This is a genomic window from Chroococcidiopsis sp. [FACHB-1243] (genome assembly GCF_014696895.1).
Classification (GTDB): domain Bacteria; phylum Cyanobacteriota; class Cyanobacteriia; order Cyanobacteriales; family Chroococcidiopsidaceae; genus Chroococcidiopsis.
This window is the reverse complement of record NZ_JACJQX010000010.1, coordinates 90,933-108,904: the sequence shown is the minus strand read 5'-3', so window position 1 is coordinate 108,904 and position 17,972 is coordinate 90,933. Positions and strand designations below refer to the sequence as shown.

Below are 17,972 nucleotides of genomic sequence, written 5' to 3'. Positions count from 1 at the left end.
GGCATTCACTCAAATCTATAATCTTTCAGTGGTATCAATGTACTATGATGGGAGGCGATCGCGTTATGGAAGACATCTGGAAAGGAATTGAAGCTTGGTTAGCAGTCAATGCACCTGAATTATTGGACAGTCTGAAACCTGGTGCGACAGAAGCAGAGATCCAAGAAACAGAAAGTTTTCTAGGTGTGTCTTTACCAGAAGATGTTAAGGCGTTTTATCGCATTCATGATGGACAATGGGCGTGGTATGACAAACCAGAATTAGAGCAAGTTATATCGCTCTATAATCTACACCGATTCTTGCCCTTATCTCGCCTACGGGAAGAATGGAAAATTTGGCTAGATGTGTTTGAAAACTTAGAACCAGAGTATCAATGGGTAACTCTCGACAGTGGTGAGACAATTCCCACTTGGAGCGAGAAATTTATTCCTCTCACCTCTGATGGTTGTGGAGATGCCTATTTTCTGGATTTGAGTGCTGTACTGCTAGGTGGGAATGTCGGTCAAATTATTGAAAATCGTAAATGTAATGGACTTTATCCAGTGGCTTCTAGTTTTCGAGTTTGGTTAGAGATGTTTGTAGCAGATTTAGAAGCCGGACGCTATTGGTATGATGGCGAAATAATGGTCGTAGCTCGATACCCAGATTATCGAGCTACGACCAGCAACTGAAATCAGTATGGAGCGATCGCCTTTTTGCAAACTAATTTGCGAACTAGGTGCTTGGTATGTGTCCTCTTTTGAAAGCTTTTTGGATCAGAATTAAAAGCATTCCAATTCCTGCAAATATCAAAGCCAAAATGTGACTTGAGGGAGAAGCAAAAGCCACCAAAACGAGATCGAACAGTAATGCGATCGCCGGAATTATCAAGGGAACCCGAAACCCACTAGTTTCAGGTTCTCGACGTTTGATCGACAGTAGTGAAAGGTTGACCAGACAAAACATTGCCAGAATCAAGGTGGCAGTGGTTCCTGCTAAAAATTGCAGTGTCCCAGAGAGCGCTAGAAAAATGGCAATGGGTAAAATGACCAACAGCGTTCGATAAGGCGTGGCTCTACGTCGATGTAATTTTCCTAACCAAGCTGGTAGCAATCCTTCACGTGACATCCCAAACAACAGCCGCGATGCCGTGACAAAATTGAGCAGCGCCGTATTGAGTACGGCAAACAGAGCAATGATTGTAAAAATGACCTGGGGAAAATTGGGCTGCGCTCGACGCACGACATCCAGTAGCGGAGCGCTGGAAGCGGCAAGCTCTGAGGGATTGAGTACCTGAATTGCTAGCCAGGAGACAAGTATATAGACGACACCCGCGATCGCCAAAGCAAGTAAGATTGCTCTTGGCACGTTGCGTTCGGGATTTTTGACTTCTTCCGCCACATTGACAATATCCTCAAATCCAATGAAGGCATAGAAAGCCAGTGCTGCTCCCTGAATCACTGCCGTCCAACCGATTGCTGGCGCGTTGGGAACAGCCGCAGGATTAACCGTGCCACCACCGCTCAAAAACAAGGTTGAAACCAAAATGACGATCGCCAGACCCGAAACCTCGACAGACGTGCAAAAAATATTCAGCGCCGAGGATTCCTTCATGCCTCTAAAATTGACATATGCCAGCACAGAAAAAAGCGCTAGGATAATCAGCCAATCTGGAATAGCTGGTGCAAAAGCGTTGAGATAGCCAGCAAACGCTTTCGACAGCGTTGCCATTGAAACCAAGCAGGTACAAAACATTAACCAGCCAACTAAGATTGAGAGCCAGTCAATGCGAAATGCCCTGTGGACAAAACAGGCGACTCCACCACTTTGTGGAAATCGACTGCCCAGTTCGGCGTAACTTAAAGCGGTAAATGCCGCGACAATCATAGCGGTCAAGAACGAAGCCCAAACCAACGTACCGGAAAGTCCGGCAATTTTTCCGACTACTGCATAAATTCCCGCACCCAGAATGTCACCTACTCCATAGACAACCAGAGTTGGCAATCCAAACACTCGCTTGAGCGAATCTGTTTCCACTACATCATTTACTTGCATGTAACTTTTTTATTTCATAATAATTTTCAATTCTGTAGCTTTTGCGATCGCTCGCATATAGAGTTGTCATAATGTTTTACGGTACAACTGAGTGCCTGCTCCATCTGTATCAAGATCTACCACCTGCGCATAAGCCGTAAGTCATAAGTCGTAAGTCGTAACTAAAGCTTTATCTGTAGGAGATCTACTACTGATTGAGTAAGATTGCTGTAGAAGCACGATCGCGAAGGCTAGCCGATCGCTCATACAGATTTCAAGTTTTGCGATCGCTATCAGATTTTTTACCTGCTCGTATTTAATACAATAGATTTATAGACTGAAGTATGTCTCCAATATCCTTCCTAGTATTTGTTTTCCATAATCATTTAAGTGGTAATTATCTCGCATCCAAATGCTATATGGATTACCGTTAGCGTCTGGTGAACCGAGACCAGCAGCGGTAGCCGATCCATAGATAAACTCACTTTGAATTCCTGTCATGTCCAAGTATTCTAGATTATTTGCATAAGCAAACCACAATAAGTTACCGCGATAATCGTTAGGAATTGTCGAATTATTTATCGGATTTTGATCGAGTTCCTTAATACTTGGATTCAGTTGATAGTCAATTGGGTTAGGATAGTTGTTAGGACTCCATGCTTTCGTCAACAACAAGATCTCGGTTTTGTGCTTAGTGACGCGATCGCTAGCTCTCACTTGGTTAACTACGCTTTGGAAATCACTTATGTTATTGCCATTGCTGATTCCTCCAATTATCAGCAGATCTGGCTTATATTTCAGTATGCAGTCCTGCACGCAATTTTTATAGTACTGAACCCCCGTACCACCTATTACAGAGGGGATAATTTCAACTTTACTACCAGGATACTCACGTTCTAAAAAGACATCGATAGGTGCTGTTGCTGTATCATTCTGAATGCTGTCTCCGAGCATAACGATGCGGAGATTCTGCCCATTTCGTAACTTTTGCATCGCGAGCGGAATACGTTGCCATCGGCTGGTTTTGGGAACATAATTCAGTTTGGCAGGAAAGCTATTATAAATTCCGTCAGCCCACTGTGCTACTTCTTGGGAAGTTGTTGACTGTACGGTAATATCATCAATAAAAAGAGGCTGCGAACCGAGCGAGTGAAAATTGATTCTCATTTGAACTGGTAGTAGGCTCCCGTTCGCTCCAACAGTAGTTTTGGTTCGGAAACGAAATTCATTATGCACCCAGTTGTTCGACTGAAAAACACTAGAGAATGTAGCATCTGGTAATTGGTTGCCAGTTTGCTTGTCATAGAACGTCGCCGACCAATATCCATAACCGACACTTCCGGGGTTATTAGTCGTTCCAGGAGCTTTACTGTTGAACGAGAGCCGATACCATTGCAGGGGAGTAGTATTTAGGAGAGGACTCGACCATGCATCATCAAATGTATAGTTTGTAGGACCAGGATGCTGAACTCGAATGGAGCGAGTACCAGATGTACCCCCAATAACCCAACTAGCACGAGAACCACGAGTTATCCAGCCTTCGGAAGTCGGGCTTCGTTCAAAAGTAGAATAGAGAATTATCGCTCCCGCCAATACTTCAATCATTGTTAACAACCTTGTTTTAGAAGATATTTAGTGCTTGAGATGAGGCTGAGCTATTGAAAATAGTAGTCTATAGGTGTGAAACTTTCTAGTTTTTCCTCTTGAGATTATTAGCTCGAATAAATTTAACGCCTGCATTTAGTTAGCGGCGATGACAATGGACGATATTGCTTAAATAGTTGAGACAATTCAAGTCTCGATTGATAGCACATGCAAACATTAAACTTATGCTTTGGACTAACTTTTAGAACAATCAAAATATACTTGACAATATCTAGATATAGGACTCATATTGAATTTTTGAAATCTAGGTAGGATGTGTTAGCATGATGGCGTAACGCACCACTTATTCGTATAGGAGTGCGTTACGCGACGTGTTGACACACCCTACTGTACTTAATTTTTTTCACGAAACAAATAGGACTGCTATATAAGGTAGAAACTTGCATCTAGAACTTATTGTCGATTAATTTAATTCTAATATACAGATTTTGTTAGCGCAATAAATACAATAATAATAAAGCATGATAAATATAAAAAATTGAGGCTAGAGATCGTCAATGAATGATAGTAGCGATCGCAAACAAAAATCAGATTAAAATACAAGCGTTCTCACCATATTTTTATCTCGACAATGAACTTGCTAAGACAAAAATGGGCTATTCAGTAAATGCATATTTTATAAAAAGTAATCTGCCTATTAGTAGAAAAAATTTTACTCAATCTTCATTTTGTATATCGGTATAAACGTAGATCGAGCATATCATCAAGATCTTTACTTTTTAAATCTTTACCATTGGGAAATAACTCTCTTACTGTACTTACTAGTTGGTAGTCTTTAATGAATTCTTTGATAAATCCATGTAACTCCTTTGGAGCCGCTTGGTTAAATACGCCATAGAAATCTGGCGAGCCGTCAAAAGTATCATCAATTGGACGAGCGCCGACTGTACTAATAATCCATTCTGGAGGATTTCTTCTAAGTGAAGCAATGGCTTTTTTAATATCGTTTAAAGTATAAAAATCACTATATGTAGTATCGACTAATGTTGGATTCTTACACTGCAATAAGGTATAAAGAACAGGTGCTGAACCATAGATAAAACAAGATTCACCTGGTTTAATATTTTGACGTAGCATTGAGAAAGCAACAGTTTTATCTTCTGGAACTTGAATAAATTTTGTCATTGGTGAATCTAGAGAATAGCGAACATCTTCATATAAACCCTTGTTACTAAATCTTCCTATTTGAGACACGGTAAATATAATAACTATAATTCCAAGAAATAGTAAGCAAAAGCTTTTTTTCCAGTAAGTAGGAACCTTAGATGACATTAATATAGTTATAATAGTTAGTGGCATCAACATTACAGAGTCTAAATATGCTCTACCAGGCCACGACATCTGCATAGCCCAGGTCGAGCCAAGGGTGAGAGCTATTAATAAGGGAAAAATTGGCTCTGGTACTCCTAAAAGTTTCTGGCTGAACTTAGGAAAAATACAACTTCCTAAAAGAGCGAAGCTAAAGAATGTACTTGGTAAATCGTAGGTAAATAAAAGAGCTGTACTAGCAATTATAGTTGGTAAATTATGGGTATTTATTAAATGTCCTATCAGTGAAATACTAATTCCAATCAGTAATAGTGAAGGAAGTAGCAATATCCCAATTAAGTTTACATTATATTTAGAATTTGCTTTGGTCGGATACTGAATTAATCTAAAGACTATTGCAGATAATAATATAGGAATAACAACAACTTTGACAACTTCTTTAATAGAAGAATCAAATTTAATACCACCTAAGAAAACATCTATTAATGCAGCAAAACCACCAACTCTCTTTTTCTCAGATGCATCTAAAAAAATTTGTTGAAAGGCTGGAAGAAGTGCTTGATTCAGAGCTAAGAATAAAACTAATGATCCTAAACCTAATAGAATACCTGTAATAAAAGGAGTAGTTAGAGTACGTAAATATTTTTTTGGATTCCGTAAGGAATAAATTAAGATAACTCCTAATGTTACTAATATGCAAAGGGTTCCATTGCTCTGACGCGCTGCTATAACGAGAGCAAGAGAGAATCCAGAAATAGCAATATATAGAAATGATAAAGTAGAACTTCCTTTTTCTAGCTTGTTTAATCCAAGAATAATGAAAAGAGCGGAAATCGACAAAAATAAGTATACATAAGAAGTACTCCAATGAACTAGTGAAGAGTTCATCAAGGCAAATCCACTACAAAGAGCTACTGATATAACCTGAGATGAGAATTGACGAAATATGAAATAATAAACTAGCAAATTAGTCGTTTTAACTATAAAAGCGGCGAACAAGCTAGCATAGTAACTTTGACCTAAAATATTTTGGAAGAAAGCGTCAAAGATAATGGGTATAAAACCTACTTGAAATACATAGTCTCTGTAGGGAAAGTCATTATGAAGTAATCTATTGCCAAGATGAAAGTATAAAGCTGAATCTCTCCAATTCATACCATAAAATGACCAAGGAAAAGAAGAAAAAAATGCGACAACTAATAAAATGATGAGAGCAAAACTCTTTTTATGATGCTTAAAACTAAGTAGAGTATTCATTTCATCCTTTGATATTGAATCGAAAATTATTTTTTATTAGAAGTTTTTAGTTTTAACTAACTCGATATTGAATTAGTTTTAAGAAATTTGCAATACAGCATCTGCATTGAGTGCTACTTTTATACTATTATTCACGCTCCTTTCATCTGGATATACGTGTGCCATGCTAGCTATATAAAGATTGGGAATTGGAGTTTTGTAAGCTGGAATCTTGTCAGAAAAATTTTTATCGCAAACCGTAGCAGCTGTTTTTGTGCGAAAGACTTGGATATCTTTAATTCCTTTAGTTTCTAGATCGGGATAAATTGACTGTAGCTGTTTCTTAAAAAGACTAATAATTTCTGGATCGCTTTTAGATAATATTGGTTCCCTCCAAGTAGCATATCTAGATAAATACGTGACGTGTAACCCTTGATATTCCTTTGGAGATAAAAAGTTCGTTTGCTCGATTACGCCTCCAAAATCAAAACCAGGATCTCCGACATTTAACCAATAGATGTTACTTAAAGGTTTTTCTGTAACAACAACGACGCAGACAGCCCCAAAATATTCAATTTTTTCTAGCTGTCTGCGATAGTTAGAAAATTTGCTTGGAATGAGCTTAGCTAAATAAATTGTGGGAATAGTGACTAATATTTTATCAGCTCTAAACTCTCCTTGAGGAGTTTTTACACCTATAACGCGATCGTTCTCGAAGAGTAGCTCTGTGACTAGAGTATTTTTGAAAATAATTACTTTTTTTTCTCTCAGTTTCAACTCAAGCGCATCAACTAATCTTTGTAGACTTCCCTTTAAATATCCTAGTTTTTCTTTTCCTTTGGAGCGAGATTTCAACCTCTGTGTCATCCGTCCAATCATCCAAGCAAGTGGAATCTTAGCGGCGTATTCACCAAATTTAATTTCAAGCATTGGATACCAAATAGTATTAGTTACCCGTCTCCCTGCCCACTTATAAAACCACTCTAAAGCAGAAATATTTTCATATTTTTGCCACTTTCTTTGTTTAGATAGAAATAAACTAGTTAGTCCAAAGCGAATTTTATCTAATAAGCTTAATTTTGGAAATTGTAATAAATCTTTTGTTGTTGTGAAGGGATAAATATTTCCATAACGATACATGCCCATTTTTGTTTCAACAAATCGCACATCTTGAGAAAGATTTAGTTCTTTTAGTAGCCAGTTAATCTCTGCGTCGTGAGTAAAAAAGTGATGATAAAAGCATTCGAGCTTTGTTCCTCCAATGTCAAAAGTTGATAATAGTCCTCCTAGCTTACTAGAAGCCTCTAATAAAGTTACTTTTTCACCACGTTTAGCTGCGATGTAGGCAGATGCTAAGCCAGTTGCACCACCTCCGATAATTAATAGATTCATTGCTTTGTTCAAATCTCTTTTTGTTATTTAGATACAGACTGAATTATTCGGGCTTTGTAATTGCAGTCTAAAAGTTGCTCTGCGTAAAAGCTAGGTTTACTCGATTTCACTTTTCAGCTTTGTTAATGACGTAAAGCCAAAGTAAGGAATGTAGCTCAATCCCCAAATTGTTATAGGTAAATACTGACAGGCATGAATGACTACAATACAGGCTAAAGCTGTTTCTGATGGCACTTGCCAAACATTTAGAGCTAGCGTTCCGAAATATTGAAAAGCTCCTAAATATCCTGGAGCAGTTGGAGCTAGGATGCCTAAGTTGACTAACCCCATCACAAATAAAGGAGCTGTTAGTGGCACTTCGAGTTCAAAAGCTTGAATAGCAATATGGAACACGATTCCCTCCACTAACCAAATAGCAAGGCTCAATCCTAATATAGTTAAAGGAAGGAATGGAGTTCGCCACACTAATGTTAATCCTTTGGCAAACTGCTGGAGAAAATTTTGTAACTTTGTCGAAGGTAAAATATTAGTTTTTGTATCCCATAGAGAACGAGTCAAAGTTAACAGCATGACTATTGTTAACGCTCCTCCAAAGATAGTAAGTCCTAAAACTCCTATTGACGAAACCCATGTAGGAATGCTGCTATCTCTCGTTCCCAAATATAACAATCCTACTAGCACTAAACCATCAAAAATACGTTCGACTAGGATACTAGCTAGAGCAAAAGAGCGACTAATTTGACAACTTTTACCGATCGCCTGCGCCCTAACAATTTCACCCAAACGAGCTGGTAAGATATTATTGGCTCCATATCCTAAAACTACTGCCCCCAAAGAGTCACCCATAGAAACTCTATGAGGAAGTAAAAATTTCCAGCGCCACGCTCTGATGATGAATCCTAAACAATATACTCCTACCATCGTTATGAGAGTGGATAAAGAAACTTTATTAAAAGCCTCTATTACCGACACCCAATCCAATCTACGGAAAACAAAGTAGAGAAAAATAAAACTAATTAACCATCCTAGCCAAACTAGTGAATTGCGTTTCAAATTCTAATATCTCCTGGGAGAAGTGTTGCAGTATTGTAAGCCTCTTTTTTAGTTTCAAAACCATCCTGTTCTTTGACAATATAGAGTGGGCGTTGCTTCACCTCATCAAAAATTCGCCCTAGATACTCACCAAAAAGTCCCAGCGTTGTTAGTTGAGCGCCTCCAAGAAATAGAGTTGCTAAAATCAAAGATGTAAAGCCTGGTACATCTTGAGGAGAATAGCCGAAAACCCTAAATCCTAAAATTCGATGAAGGAAAAAGAATACAATACTTACTAAGGAAAAGAAACAAATAAATAGACCAAAAACGCCACTAACTTGTAAAGGTCGATAGGAGAAGTCAATCATGCCATCCAGGGCAAGACGCAAAAGTTTCTGAAACGTATATTTTACCTCTCCAGCAAAACGCTTATGTCGTTCGTAGGGAATACCAATTTGCCGATAACCTATCCAAGAGCGCAGTCCTCGGACAAAACGATTGCGTTCGGGCATGACATTCAACCAATCCACGATGGTTCTATCCATAATGCAAAAATCTCCTGAATCTAAGGGGATCTTAATAGACGAACACCACGCTAGTATGCGGTAAAAAATGTAGTAAGCAGAGCGTTTGAAGATATTTTCTTTTCTTTTAGTTCTAACTCCGTAAACTACTTGATATCCTTGCCGCCACTTATCTAAAAAGCGGTAAAGTTCTTCAGGAGGATCTTGCAAGTCAGCATCCATGACAGCTATCACATCGCCAGTTGTATACCGAAGACCTGCACTGACCGCTGTTTGATGACCAAAGTTACGAGAAAAACTAATATACTTAAAACGTGAATCTTTTTGATAGAGTTTGCGTAAAAGAGAAAGAGTTCGATCGGTACTTCCATCATCTACGAGGATGGCTTCAAACGCAGAATTCCAAGTAGGGGAAGCACCAACGATACGCTCGTAGAGCTTCGGAATATTCTCTTCTTCGTTGAAAAGTGGGATTACAATTGACAGCATTGGAAGAGTAGTTCTTAAGGTGAAGTATCGTGACGATCGCTCAGTTTGAGGTAGTCTGTAGATCGAAAAGTTAAATCTCAAACTAGCATTCAGTCAGCATTTTAAGAGCTGAAGCGCGATGCCAAAACACCCTGATAGTTTTCAATAGTTCTCAACCAGAAAGGGCTGTAGCAGTTAACTTGCGATCGCTTCTGGAGTCAGTAACAACTGTAGGGTTCTTTGCCAGTTTGGTAATACGATCCCGAATGTATCAGATAACTTTTGATTGTTCAATACAGAATAAGCCGGTCGCTTTGCTGGTGTAGAATACTGCTCTGAGGCGATCGCGACTAACCTCTGTAACTTGAACGTGTTAAACTTTCGCTCTTGTTCGAGAATCGCTTTAGCAAAATCATACCAACTAACCTGTCCTGTAGCACTCAAGTGATATATCCCACTTTTATGAGCTAAGAAATCATATAGATTTTGTTTTGTGGCTTGAAATAAAATTTGTGCTGTAGCTTCAGCAATTAAGCGACTCCAGGTGGGAGATCCAACTTGGTCGTTAACGACTCGTAATTCCTCTCGTTCCTGAGCTAGCCGCAGGATTGTCAGCAGAAAATTGTTTCGATATCGGCTATATACCCAACTAGTGCGAAGGATAGAATACGAGCCACCCACTGCCTCAATAGCCTGCTCGCCTACGAGTTTGGTTTCACCATAAATATTTTGAGGGTTGGGTAAATCCAGCTCGGTGTATGCTGTACTTTTTTTACCATCAAACACGTAGTCTGTTGAATAGTGAATGACTGCTGCACCTAGCGATTTTGCTTCTTCTGCAATGATGCCAGGGGCAATTCCATTGACTGCCATTGCTGTATCCGAATCTAATTCAGCTTTGTCCACAGAAGTATACGCAGCAGCGTTAACAATTAAGGTAGGTTTAACTTCGCGCAGCGTCCGACGAATAGTGTCTGGTTGAGCCAAATCCATTTGCAGCGCTCTTTGACTAGTGCTGCGTCCTGTAGAGATGACTTTACCCAAAGGCATTAAGGTTTGCTGTAGTTCCCAACCTACTTGCCCAGTTATACCTGTCAAGAGAATTTTCATACAAATACCTCTGCGTCTCGTAGCAATTTCCCAGCTCGATCTTTGGCAGATAGAACTGGCTCATTTTCAACAGGCCAAGCAATTGCCAGATCGGGATCGTTCCACAAAACACAGCGTTCGTGCTGTGGAGCATAATAATCTGTGGTTTTATATAAAAACTCTACGTACTCAGTGAGTACCATAAACCCGTGAGCAAAGCCTTTAGGAACCCAAAGCTGCTGGTTATTTTCTGCACTTAAGAAGGCTCCTACCCACTGACCGAAAGTCTTCGATTGCTTTCTTAAATCTACCGCAACATCAAATACGGCTCCTTGTACAACTCTTACAAGCTTGCCTTGAGGTTGCTGAATTTGATAGTGCAGACCACGCAGTACATTCTTGGTAGAGCGAGAATGATTGTCTTGGACAAAACGAGCTGAAATGCCGATTTTTTCCCAGAAAGCCTTTTCGTTATAGCTTTCGTAAAAGAAGCCTCGGTTATCTCCAAACACATGCGGCTCAATTATGAGAACGTCAGGAATGGCAGTTTCTATAACTCTCATGGTTCTATCCTTTAAGCGCATAAAATGCCTGCTCTAGCTCGCTGAGCGTCGTCATAACATGAGATTCATCGTCTAGAAGCTCCATCAAATATCTTCCATAACTACTCTTGAGCATAGGTTTAGCAAGGTAGCGCAACTGAACTGAGTCAATATATCCTTGTCGATAGGCAATTTCTTCAATGCAAGCAATTTTTAGTCCTTGCCGTTCTTCTAAAGTTTGAATAAAGTTAGCTGCCTGATGCAACGATTCGTGTGTACCTGTATCTAACCAAGCATATCCTCGACCCAGAACCTCTACTCTTAGCTGACCTCGGTTGAGATAAACCGAATTCACATCTGTAATTTCTAACTCATTACGAGCAGAAGGTTTAAGGTTCGTAGCGATTTTCACCACCTGAGAGTCATAAAAGTAGATTCCAGGTACTGCATACTTGGACTTAGGAATGAGAGGTTTTTCTTCAATACTGACAGCACGTCCGCGAGGATCGAACTCAACTACACCGTATTGTCGCGGGTCTTTGACTGGATAACCAAATATTAATCCTCCTTTGCGAAGCATGGAAGCACGAGTCAATATTTCACTTAATCCATGTCCATGAAAAATGTTATCACCTAGAATCAGACAAACTGGTTCGTTTTGAATAAAATCTCGACCTAAGATAAAAGCTTGCGCTAACCCTTCAGGCTTAGGCTGTTCGATATAACTAAACTTTAATCCCCACTGACTACCATCTTTCAATAACTCTTGAAACAGCGGTAGATCGTTAGGTGTAGAAATAATCAATATTTCTCTAATCCCCGCTAGCATTAGTATGGATAAGGGATAGTAAATCATTGGTTTGTCGTAAACAGACATTAACTGCTTACTAACAACACGAGTTAAAGGATAAAGTCGAGTTCCAGAGCCACCAGCTAAAATAATGCCTTTCATTTGATCTACCTCAGTTGATTATGTAAAACGACTAGTTTTACGTTAAGTTCCGCTGGAATGCAGTTGATAATAACTAGGATCTACTGTGGCAACAGAGAGACTTTCATGATGAAAAACCTTTCTAGTAATAAACACATAGCTATTAAAAATTCCTAGTTTTTGGTCGGAGTAATTAGAAAAATCCACTCTTGTCTCAAATCCAAACGAGTATAAGAGATGAAAAAGATCGATTCCAAAAGTTCTATAGGCTAAAATCTTGCCGCGAATTTTATCTCCATGATATTCGGGAGGCAAAAGATATACGTCCTCATCCGTAGAAGTGTCAACGCGAACAAGAGTTGGTCTATCAAAATAACAAGGAACAGTAAATATATGATAACCTCCTGTTTTCAAAACTCGATTAACTTCAGAAAATCCTCTTTGATAATCTCTTACATGTTCAAATACATCTTCTGTGATGACAAGATCGAAAGTTTCATTGTCAAAAGTTAATTTCTCTAAATTTTGACAAAATACTCTTTCATGAACTTCCGTTCCTGTTTTGATATCAGGTGAAAAAATAGAGGATGTGTATGAGTCATAATTACGTAAGACTTTATAAAAAGCATCGTTCGTGTCAGTACTGTAAATTTTTAAGCTCTGTTTTTTTGGAATACAAGAAATAGAAGGGGTATTTTGAATAACTTCACTAAGAATGATTTTGGCAACGTGTCTTTTTCTGGACGAGCTACGACAAAACATGCAGTACATATTATTGCGTGCCATATCCACATCCAAGCAGACGAATAACGATATTTTTCCACATACATTACATCTCCCTGGCTTGTGAAAAGGAAAATTTTTTACTGCACTTTTAGCAACGTTTAACGCTCGCACGATCGCATCTCCAAAAATAGTTTTAACTCCCTTATGCTAAACTTTTAAAACCTGAGTTTCAATGGAGAAAAAATCAGAAAAAATCAGTTAGTCGTGACTTTCGTTCAGTAATTTATTAATTATTCGATCGAGTTGAGAAACATATTCTTTAGCATTTGACTGGACTAAATGAATTCCATCACTCGTTATCCATTTACCAGCGGGTAATTCTGGTAACCACTCAAAAGAGTTTTTTGGAAAAAGTGATTTGAGTAATTCTCTAATTTGCTTTTGCTTTGTAGTATTATCAACAACTGGTTCGCCAGGTATATCAAATAAAATAACTCGCACAGCTTCTTTTTGAATATCTGCAATTTGATTTTTGATAAACTCAGCTTCTTTTATTATCAACTGTTTTTGTTGAATATCTAGTTCAATATTACGATCCTCAACCAACTGTTCTATCATTTTTTTACGAAAATCTGAATTAATAACTTGCTGTTCATCTTGGCGTTCAACGTCTCTTGCATTTCTTTGTTTATACTCATTTTCTAAATACTGCATTAAAACGCTAGTAGGACGATATTCTTGCCTAAACATCGGAAAATGAATTTTTATAAATGATGTTAAAGGATGAAATAAAGGATTGACTAACTTAGTATCTAATTTTCGACCGATAGTATCATTTAATTCAACTAATAATAAACGCGGTTTTATGTCTTTTCTTCTAACAATCTCTAAGCCAGTTTGGGTAGAACCTCCAGACATACCTAAATTAGTTGCTCGATTGCTAAAATATTTAATAGGAAGATTATTTGCTAACGAACTTCCTACTAAAACAATAGGTGTTGAGCTTTGATTATAAATATATTTTTCTGCTTTAATGATATTAGCTTGCCATTGATTGATTCCTTCACTAGAAGGTAAAAAACCATAGAATATAGAACTTTGATATAAGATAAGGCAAGCAATACAAACTAATAACGGACGAATTACTAAACTTAAGTTAGAAATAAAAAACATGCGATCGCCCCTAAAACTGAAAGTATATAAATGTATCAGTACTACCAGCATCGAGAAGAGTCAGTGCTAGCAGTATTCCTAAGACTAAATCCATACTAGTTTTCAATGAAACGTTTCTCAGTATTTTGCCGATCGCAAAATATTTAGAAGTTGAAAAATAAAATACATGGGAGATAACAACTGGCAAAGAGAATAAAATAGTTGGAGCGATGAGATCGAGAGATAAGCTTTGATGAATATTTCTAGTTAAAGTAATAAAAAAATCTATTGCTGCATCAAAGTTGACTATTTTAAAGAATATCCAACCTATTGAGACAAAGCTAAATACCAGAAACCAATGAATGAAATCCAAGGAGAATTGCTGCCAAAAAGGTTTTGCCCTAACTTGTATTTGTTTTGATGTTTTATTAATACTTAGTAATCTTTCTAAAGCTAATCCGCAACCGTGGAAAATACCCCATACTGCATAGTTCCATGTTGCTCCATGCCACAGTCCGCCTAGTGTCATAACGACTATCAAGTTGATATAGGTTCTAATTTTACCTTTTCTATTCCCTCCTAAAGGAAAATATAAATAGTCCCTTAGCCATGTTGATAATGAAATGTGCCAGCGTCTCCAAAATTCTGATAGCGAGAGAGATACATAAGGAAAATTAAAGTTTTGTGGTAGTCTATAACCTAGAGCCGCAGCTAGACCTATAGCTATTAATGAGTAACCAGCAAAATCTGCAAATATCTGTATTGAGTAGCCAACTAATAGAACTATATTTGTCATAGTTCCTAAGCTTTGATAGTAAGGAAAGCTAATCCAGTACGTGTAATCCTTTAAATTGTCAGCTATTACCATTTTTAAATAATAGCCAATTATCAGCGATCGCAAAACATCGTGCCAAGGTATCTCCTTCAAAAATTTTGGCTGAATTTGAGCATAAAAGTCACTTGCTCTTGAAATAGGTCCCGAAATTAAGCTTGGAAAGAAAGTAATAAACAATGACGTGCTAAGAAGATGATGCTTGAAACTTATTTTTTTGCTATAACTTCCTCTTAAAACGAAACTTTGTTCTCTAGTAAGATCGACTAGTAAACCAATAGATAAAAATGTGTAAAAAGATAGACCAATAGGTACTGGTAGATCGGATATTAAGCTGATAATACTATCAGTCAAAACATTTGATATATGAAAAGTACTGGTAATAAAATTAGTTATAAGTATACCGTATTTAAAAAAACCTAAAATAAACAAGTTTCCTATTATGCCTAAAGTCATCCAAAGGTGTTTTTTCCGTTTGTTCAATAAGTTGATTATTTGAAAACTAGCAATCGCGTTAAGGCTAATTGATAGTGCTAGCAATCCAGTAAGCCATGAGGAGTTCCATCCGTAGAAAATGAAACTTCCAGCAATGATGATTATGAGTTGCTGTTTTTGAAAAAACGGCAAGTAGTAAATAATAAAAGTCACTAAAAAGAAAAAAGCAAATTCTGGGCTTGTAAATAACATATCTAGTTATTTTTTGACTAAGGTTTGAATAGTTTAGTAACTATTAGTCAGATATTAAAGAGCGTTAGTCGTGAACAACTTTATCTACAGCTTGATGCTAATCGGAACTGATAATATTGGTCTATTGGCGATCGCTAAATGATTCATGCAAGCTTTCAGTGGGGCGATCGCTCGTTAATGGTTCATTCTCAAACTTAGCTTTCTTGAATAGGTCTTAGAACAATACCTTCAAAAAAAGTGGTATAGAGTTTATCTGGAGTCGTCCGTCCTGCGGTCAACTCAAGGCGAAAAGTATGCTGACCTTGAGATAACTCTACAACACCAAGTTCTTGATAAAGTTCTGGACCACCCGTAGCTGCCATCTCCTCTGGTTTGACCAATTCATTCTTAGTTTGTGTCTGTCGATTGACACGCCAATAGCTTTTAAGTGGAGCTGTAACTTGTGTCTTCTGACCTCCATCAATACTCCATGCAAACGGTGATGTCCAACGATATTTCTCAAGTAGGGAGTTTGTGGTTATGCCCGTAAACAGTAACTGGTAACGTCCGGGTTTGGGTACGTTAATCGGGATCTCGACTGAGTATCCTTCTGGACTGGGTTCGCTGCTTGCAAATATTTGCAGAAAAGGTTGCCAGAAGTCACTCGCAGGTGGAGGATTGTGCTTTCCAGGTTGAGCCAACATCCATTCCTTTGTCCATTTACCTGTTTTGGCTAAAAATACGTACTGTAAAGGATCGGATTTCTCTCGCGGTAGGCTGTACTTGGCTATTTTAATTTTACTTGCATCTCGGATGAAAGTCGTTTGGTCGATTGGTAGAGTGACCTCGCCCTTTTTAAGCTTTAGGGGTTTGCTGCGACCCATGGCATCAATAAGCTGAGGAGTTTTACCTGGTAAAGGTGTTACTGCATAAGTGACACTTCCACCACTCAAACCAGCTTGTAAGACTTTCCATGTTGCGATCGCCTCGTTGCCTTTTTGAAAGACGTAAATTTGCGCGGATGGGCGATCTATGCTTTCCACTACCTGCGCGTTACCGATAATATGCGCCGCTACTGAGTAAGTAATTCCATCTGGGAGCGGCGTTAAGTCGCGATCTACAAGTGCAGCAAAGCTATCGTAATTCGTGCCAAATCGTTTGTGGAAGAAATGAAATTGCCGTGCATATCCTTCCTTCATCCCTCTAAGACTAACTAAAGTTGGATCTTCCGTTCCCCAGATGGGACGTTCCGCTGGCACGCCGTGTTTTGAGAGTAAGGCTTTATAAGGGGCTAAGTCATTAGTGTGAAAAGAAAAGACATCGATGAGAGGAGCTACGCCTTGCTTTAGCACTCGATCTAGAAAGGACACGCCATGACTAGTAAAACCAGATGCAACAATTTGAGCTTGCGGGTTAGCAGATTTCACTGCTCTGGCAGTTTGCCGGATCAGTTCGGCAAATTCCTCTGGTGTTCCTAACCAAAAGTTATTAGCATCTGGTTCGTTCCAAATTTCCCAAAATTGAATTTCTTGCTTAAACTCCTGCGCAGTTTTCTCCACAAGTTGATTCCATAACTGATAGTCTCTCGGCTTTACACGCGCCCATACTGCTGCACCTTCGCCTGTTTCTTGGGTTTCCTGCGGACGAGAAGACAATTCGCGAGGCATTTCTGCAAACTCGCCCATAACGCTAATCCCTTCCCGATGCAGCGCCTGAGCTATTCCTTTCCACTTGCTAAAACTGACTGAAACCTGCGAATCATTTTTGTTGGCACTAAGCAAGGGACAAAAAGTATGCAGTTTTAAAAAATCAGCTTTTGCAGCTATTTTCTGAAAAAAGTTGTTAGACTCTGTTTTATCTGTTGGCTGAAGTTGATTTGAAGCGGCAGATATTTTTAAATCCCGTGCTTGAGCTGAGGTCGGCTTAACTTGTAGATTTTCATAAGACCAATGCCAAAAGTTGAGGCGACTCCAAGCAGCACCCAACAGTCGGTGGCTGCGAGCTAAAGCGGCTGCTTTAGCAGGATCGTTTTCTCCATCATAAGGAATTGTAAACAAACCCCAGCGAGAGTCAGGGTTAACTGGACTAGGATCGAACACCACCCCAACTTTGGTTTTAGCCTCAACTTTTGACTGACCTGCGCGGGCTGAAACTGTCAAGTAATACAATCCACGACTAGGTAGTTGAAGATGCAACGGAATCCCTTTAAGTGGATCGACCTGAGATCGTAATGGAATCTTAGCATTGCTAGTCCAAGAACCGTTATGCTCCCGGATCTTATACTCTACAACGTCAGGCTTATTTCCTGAAACTTGAATCATTAAGTCAACTGGCTGAGACTCAATAAATAAGTTACCAGGTTGTTTTGAACTCACCTTAACTTGAAAAGCATCAGACGTACTAACAGCATCATTGAAAGTAGAAAGAACCACTGT

The 17,972-nt window shown here is 38.7% G+C and carries 14 protein-coding genes; 1 reads left to right on the top strand and 13 read right to left on the bottom strand.

Annotated elements, in window-relative coordinates:
* The first annotated feature begins 65 nt into the window (after positions 1 to 65).
* The gene (locus H6G17_RS09730; RefSeq protein ID WP_192156587.1) at positions 66 to 671 is read left to right on the top strand and encodes an SMI1/KNR4 family protein; all 606 of its coding nucleotides are present in this window, start codon (positions 66 to 68) and stop codon (positions 669 to 671) included.
* Between the two features lie 43 nt (positions 672 to 714).
* Here the strand turns inward: H6G17_RS09730 and H6G17_RS09725 are convergent, their stop codons facing one another.
* The 13 genes from H6G17_RS09725 to H6G17_RS09665 form a co-directional block, all read right to left on the bottom strand.
* Positions 715 to 2,034, bottom strand: coding sequence for an APC family permease (locus H6G17_RS09725; RefSeq protein WP_192156585.1), 1,320 nt, complete (start codon positions 2,032 to 2,034; stop codon positions 715 to 717).
* A gap of 309 nt (positions 2,035 to 2,343) precedes the next feature.
* A complete protein-coding gene (locus H6G17_RS09720; protein WP_192156583.1) occupies positions 2,344 to 3,618 on the bottom strand; it encodes a hypothetical protein in 1,275 nt (424 codons plus the stop codon).
* Positions 3,619 to 4,341: 723 nt separating this feature from the next.
* Entirely contained in the window at positions 4,342 to 6,204 is a 1,863-nt protein-coding gene (locus H6G17_RS09715; protein ID WP_192156581.1) for a hypothetical protein, read from the bottom strand.
* A gap of 78 nt (positions 6,205 to 6,282) precedes the next feature.
* A complete protein-coding gene (locus tag H6G17_RS09710) occupies positions 6,283 to 7,575 on the bottom strand; it encodes an NAD(P)/FAD-dependent oxidoreductase (RefSeq protein ID WP_192156579.1) in 1,293 nt (430 codons plus the stop codon).
* A 96-nt stretch (positions 7,576 to 7,671) separates the two neighbouring features.
* Positions 7,672 to 8,628, bottom strand: coding sequence for a lysylphosphatidylglycerol synthase transmembrane domain-containing protein (locus H6G17_RS09705; protein WP_192156577.1), 957 nt, complete (start codon positions 8,626 to 8,628; stop codon positions 7,672 to 7,674).
* Positions 8,625 to 9,620 (bottom strand): glycosyltransferase family 2 protein, encoded by a 996-nt coding sequence (locus H6G17_RS09700; RefSeq protein WP_192156575.1) that lies wholly within the window; start codon positions 9,618 to 9,620, stop codon positions 8,625 to 8,627. The genes H6G17_RS09705 and H6G17_RS09700 overlap by 4 nt, the downstream gene beginning before the upstream one ends.
* Positions 9,621 to 9,794: 174 nt before the next feature.
* On the bottom strand, positions 9,795 to 10,709 hold the full coding sequence (gene rfbD, locus H6G17_RS09695; protein WP_192156573.1) for a dTDP-4-dehydrorhamnose reductase: 915 nt from the start codon (positions 10,707 to 10,709) through the stop codon (positions 9,795 to 9,797).
* Entirely contained in the window at positions 10,706 to 11,251 is a 546-nt protein-coding gene (rfbC, locus tag H6G17_RS09690; RefSeq protein WP_192156571.1) for a dTDP-4-dehydrorhamnose 3,5-epimerase, read from the bottom strand. The genes rfbD and rfbC overlap by 4 nt, the downstream gene beginning before the upstream one ends.
* Positions 11,252 to 11,255: 4 nt before the next feature.
* Complete coding sequence (gene rfbA / locus H6G17_RS09685) at positions 11,256 to 12,182, bottom strand: glucose-1-phosphate thymidylyltransferase RfbA (protein ID WP_192156569.1); 927 nt, start codon at positions 12,180 to 12,182, stop codon at positions 11,256 to 11,258.
* Between the two features lie 42 nt (positions 12,183 to 12,224).
* On the bottom strand, positions 12,225 to 13,058 hold the full coding sequence (locus H6G17_RS09680; RefSeq protein ID WP_192156567.1) for a methyltransferase domain-containing protein: 834 nt from the start codon (positions 13,056 to 13,058) through the stop codon (positions 12,225 to 12,227).
* Positions 13,059 to 13,145: 87 nt separating this feature from the next.
* Positions 13,146 to 14,060, bottom strand: a complete 915-nt coding sequence (locus H6G17_RS09675) for a hypothetical protein (RefSeq protein ID WP_192156565.1) — start codon at positions 14,058 to 14,060, stop codon at positions 13,146 to 13,148.
* A gap of 10 nt (positions 14,061 to 14,070) precedes the next feature.
* Positions 14,071 to 15,558, bottom strand: coding sequence for an MBOAT family protein (locus H6G17_RS09670; RefSeq protein WP_192156563.1), 1,488 nt, complete (start codon positions 15,556 to 15,558; stop codon positions 14,071 to 14,073).
* A gap of 194 nt (positions 15,559 to 15,752) precedes the next feature.
* A complete protein-coding gene (locus H6G17_RS09665; RefSeq protein WP_192156561.1) occupies positions 15,753 to 17,969 on the bottom strand; it encodes a hypothetical protein in 2,217 nt (738 codons plus the stop codon).
* Between the last annotated feature and the right edge of the window lie 3 nt (positions 17,970 to 17,972).